At 69.0% G+C, this 4,015-nt stretch carries 5 protein-coding genes and 1 pseudogene; 4 read left to right on the forward strand and 2 right to left on the reverse strand.

From position 1 onward, the window contains the following. Window positions 1–199, reverse strand: a pseudogene (locus tag VIU94_RS00020) (hypothetical protein); the annotation flags it as partial. A gap of 220 nt (window positions 200–419) precedes the next feature. Here VIU94_RS00020 and VIU94_RS00025 point away from each other — a divergent pair. From VIU94_RS00025 to VIU94_RS00035, 3 genes are all read left to right on the forward strand, one after another. Continuing rightward, entirely contained in the window at window positions 420–1,331 is a 912-nt protein-coding gene (locus VIU94_RS00025) for an SDR family oxidoreductase (RefSeq protein WP_331906099.1), read from the forward strand. 102 nt (window positions 1,332–1,433) lie between these two features. Beyond that, complete coding sequence (locus tag VIU94_RS00030; RefSeq protein ID WP_331906101.1) at window positions 1,434–2,081, forward strand: hypothetical protein; 648 nt, start codon at window positions 1,434–1,436, stop codon at window positions 2,079–2,081. 149 nt (window positions 2,082–2,230) lie between these two features. Beyond that, on the forward strand, window positions 2,231–2,458 hold the full coding sequence (locus VIU94_RS00035; protein ID WP_331906103.1) for a hypothetical protein: 228 nt from the start codon (window positions 2,231–2,233) through the stop codon (window positions 2,456–2,458). Between the two features lie 97 nt (window positions 2,459–2,555). Here VIU94_RS00035 and VIU94_RS00040 read toward each other — a convergent pair whose 3' ends face one another. After that, the gene (locus VIU94_RS00040) at window positions 2,556–3,161 is read right to left on the reverse strand and encodes a hypothetical protein (RefSeq protein ID WP_331906105.1); all 606 of its coding nucleotides are present in this window, start codon (window positions 3,159–3,161) and stop codon (window positions 2,556–2,558) included. Window positions 3,162–3,371: 210 nt separating this feature from the next. Between VIU94_RS00040 and VIU94_RS00045 the strand changes: the two genes are divergently transcribed. Beyond that, window positions 3,372–3,539, forward strand: coding sequence for a hypothetical protein (locus tag VIU94_RS00045; RefSeq protein ID WP_331906107.1), 168 nt, complete (start codon window positions 3,372–3,374; stop codon window positions 3,537–3,539). The last annotated feature ends 476 nt before the right edge of the window (window positions 3,540–4,015 follow it).

The following is a 4,015-nucleotide window of genomic DNA, read 5'->3' on the forward strand; positions in this document are numbered from 1 at the left end:
GCAACGGGTCGATGAGGTCGGGGAACCGCTCCTCTCGGCGGGCCTGGGCGAGACGGGAGGACAGACGCCGGTACGTCGGCGCGGTGTGCGGGATCAGCCTCTCCGCGACGAGCCGGTAGTACGCCTGCCTGAGGGTGCAGCCGCCGACCCGGTCGTAGCCGGTGACGATGTCGGCGGCACGGTCACGGTGCTCGGCCACTGGAGTCTGGGCACACCGGTACATGTACCCATCGGGTCAGCGGCGGGTGCCTCCCGAACTCGGGTTCTGGCTCAACTTCTATGGCGCCCCCACGCTCCGTATCTGTTGATCTTCGTATCGGCTCTCCTCGAACATCCCCGCATCGCCCCCTTGACCTCAACCTTTCTTCAGGTTGAACCATGTGAGTGCTGCACCCGCACTACGTACCGAGGAGATTTCGATGATTCTGGTGACCGGCGCAACCGGAAAGACGGGCCGCCAGGCCGTGGCCCAACTACTGGCGGCGGGCGTGGATGTCCGCGCCCTGGTCCGTGACCCGGGCGCGGCCTCGCTACCTGACCGGGTCGAGGCGGTACGCGGCGACCTGACAGATGCGGCTTCCGTGGAGGCGGCCATGGAGGGGGTGGACGCGGTCTTCCTCATCTGGCCACTGCTGACCGCGGACGCCGCGCCCGCGGTGATCGCGGCCGCGGAGAAGCACGCGCGCCGCATCGTCTACCTGTCCGCGTGGGGGGTGCCGGACGACGACACCGTGGAGCCGAAGCCCGGCATCCTCGCCTTCCACACCGCGATTGAGCGCGCCATCCGCGCCTCGACCTTGCAATGGACGTTCCTGCGCGCGGGAGGCTTCGCGTCCAACACCCTCGCGTGGGCGGAGCAGATCAAAGAAGGGGACGTCGTCCGCGGCTCGCATGCCCGAGCGACGCGGTCGCTGGTCCACGAGGCGGATCTCGCGGCGGTGGCAGTAAGGGCGCTGACGACGGCAGACCTGGAGGGCAAGGCCCCGCACCTGACCGGTCCGCAGGCGCTGACCCAGGCTGAGCAGGTCCGTACGATCGGCGACGTCCTCGGCCGCCGGGTGGTCTTTGAGGAACTGGACGAAGAGGCGGCGGCGGCCGCGTTGGAGGCAGAGGGCTTGCCCCCGAAATACGCCCGCGCCATCGTCGAGGCCCACGGGCAGATGGAGGCAGAGCCGGAGCAGGTGTCGCCGGCGGTGGAGGAGATTACCGGTCGGCCCGCACGCACCTACCGCGAATGGGTCGCGGACCACGTAGCGGACTTCGGCTGCTGTTCGAACGACGCGCCGATCTCCACCAGGGCCTGCTCGAACTGGCCTGCAGCACGTACATGACGCCGGCGAGTGCTGCCCGGCCGGGAACAGGAGCCGTCGTCGGTGGGCTGGCGATCCGTCAAGACGCAGGTCAGGCAGGCCGAGTTCGGGCAGACTCAGTCCATGGACGAGGAGAGCGATCAGAGCGAGCGCACGCTGGATGAACGTATGCGCATCACCATCGAGGTAGTAGAGAGAGCGAGAGACGCCGCTCAGGATGTCCTCGGGGATGACCTGCACAAAGTCGCGCACACACGGGCAGCGCTGGGCGGGCTGGAGTACGCGGCAACGTACGGAGAAGAACTGCCGTCAGAAGTCGTCAGCGTTCTTGCGATGGGCCAGCAGGGAGCGGAGATCGTCCGTGGCGTGATCGACACGTTGAACGCTCGTCTCGATGGGTACCCCGTTCCCAACAACCCCATGGATGACGACGACTCCTACGACGACTCCTACGTCGGGGACTCCCCCTACGATGCCGCGGACGACGACTGGGCGATCGAGAGTGCCGACGATGCACTCAGGCGCCAGTCGCAAGGCGAGATCATCAACGAGATCCTGGCGGGCGGTGCAGTGGCCGCTTCGTTCACTGCTGTTGCTAGCGTCGCAAAGGCGAAGATCGAGGCCACCACCCAGCGCGAGAAGAACAAGCAGGACACCGAGACGGAGCGGCTCAGGATCGCGTCGCAGGAACGCATCGCCGGGATCCAGGCCGCGAGCGGCCAGCTCTCCACCGCCGACACCGACGACACGGTCGACGACAACGGCGCGTGAGCTGGACGGAGCGGTGTGACCGGGGCTGACCTGCGCCGTGGGGCCACGGTCGGCGGTCGTCCCGCCCACCGCACCGTGGCCGCCTCGCCGAGCGGATCCCGCTGGGAACGTGTCGCGCACGCGGGCGGACCGGTTGTACGGATCATCCGGTGTCGTCCTTCGGGCGGCGGGCGTACGAGACCACGCCGACCACCGCCGTGGAGCCGTCCACTGCGCCGCGAGTTCGTCGGCGGTTCCACGTCGGCCCACCAGTTCGCGTCGACGGGAGAGCGGCCGTGCAGGGCGTCGTCGAGCATCGCGGGCGTCGGCTCGGGCTGGCCGGGCAGCCGGTCCCCCGCGACGAGGCGCAGCACAGCGTCTCGTCGGCCGGGGCGTAGGGGCGCAGGGTCACGCCGAGGGCGGGGCTTGGGAACGGAAACCCAAGACGCCAGGACATTCGAAACACGCTTTATAAGCTCAGGCTCTGATGGATCTTCAGGGCCGGAGCCCGGCGCGCCTGAGAGCGACCACGCTGAGGTCGGCGATGGCTTTCTCGTCTCCGTTCCGCCAGGCGTCGGCCCATCCGCCGAGTGGGGTCGGCAGCTTGGCGAGTGCGCCCGGAGGACCGGTGAGAGCGCGCAGGGCGAGCAGGTCGGCGCCTCCGGGAGCGTCGACGAGAGTACGGAGGGTGGTGCTGCGCCGGATCCAGAGGAGGCGCGGCGGGAGCCACAGCAGCAGAACGAAGAGCACCGGAACGGTGATGAGGATCGTCGTGGTCACGTTGGCGACCTGGCTGACGGTCTCCTGGAGAGAAACTCCCGCGTCGGCGAACCCTGAGCTGGCGTCGGCCGCGGCCTCGAGCGGCTTCTTGAGGACGCCGCCGACGAACGGCACGTTCGACGCGGCGTCTCCCGCGTTCCCGAGTTCCTCGGCGAGGTTGTCGCCGGAGCTCTCGACCTTCCGCCCCGGCTCGGCCAGCAGCATGATCGTCTCGCGGACGGCAAGGGCTGCCCAGACCACGGCGACGATAAGGGTCAGGGCGATCAGGTCCACGAACACCTGGAGGCTCCGACGTGCGGGTGTCTGAGCGTAGATGCGCAACGGAGGGCTCCCGTTCGAGTCATGGCGCCGAGGAGGCACGGCGGCTGCTCGGCCAATCGGTCGTCGGGTTCAACTCTTCCACCGTGCGTGGCACGCAGCACGTGCGACGCGAGCCGCAAAGGGAGGCATGGCGCAGCCTTTGCGGCATTCGTTCGCCGTATCGGCAACACTCATGCGTGGGCCTCCGACGGTCGACGGCGTTGCCTCGATGTGCCTGCCGACGGCGTCATCCTGCGCGCTGTCCAGGCGGCGGCGCCGTTCGCCGACCCGGTCGCGTTCTCCATCTCGGACACCACGGTCAGGGGCGTGAGGATCGCCCGCTACCACCTCCCCGAGGACGACACCCACGCCCTCGCCAAGGCCTCCTTCGACGCCTGAGGCTCGACCCGGCGCACGGGACCCGACGCGGGGACCGGACTCACCGGGGGCTCGGACGGGCCTCGGCGGGCGCGGCGGCTGGGCCGATCGGAGCACTGGGCAGCCACGTCCCGACCGTGCGTCCGATGCTGGGGCGGACCCTCTGAACCGGGTGTCCTCCGCCCGGCACCACCGCGTAGGAGCCCTCGTGTCAGTGGGGAAGGCGGTGTCCCGCGGATCACCGTTCGATTGACAGACCCCCACCCGCCGATGCGTCTCCTCCCGCATCCGGGCCGCGAGTTCAGGGCGGGGCGTTTTGATGTCCCCCTTCACATAGCGCACAACCGGCCAAAAGCCTGCTGATCATCACGGGGAGATGTCTGTCCCGACGCCATGCCTATGAGCCGAGCAAGACCTCGGTGATCGGTCCACTGGTGACACGTGGCTCAAGCGCGAGAGCTGGGGTGCAGCGGGTCCTCCCCGGGGTCGCACGGTCC

The sequence above is a fragment of the Streptomyces sp. genome, assembly GCF_036566765.1.
Lineage (GTDB): Bacteria > Actinomycetota > Actinomycetes > Streptomycetales > Streptomycetaceae > Streptomyces.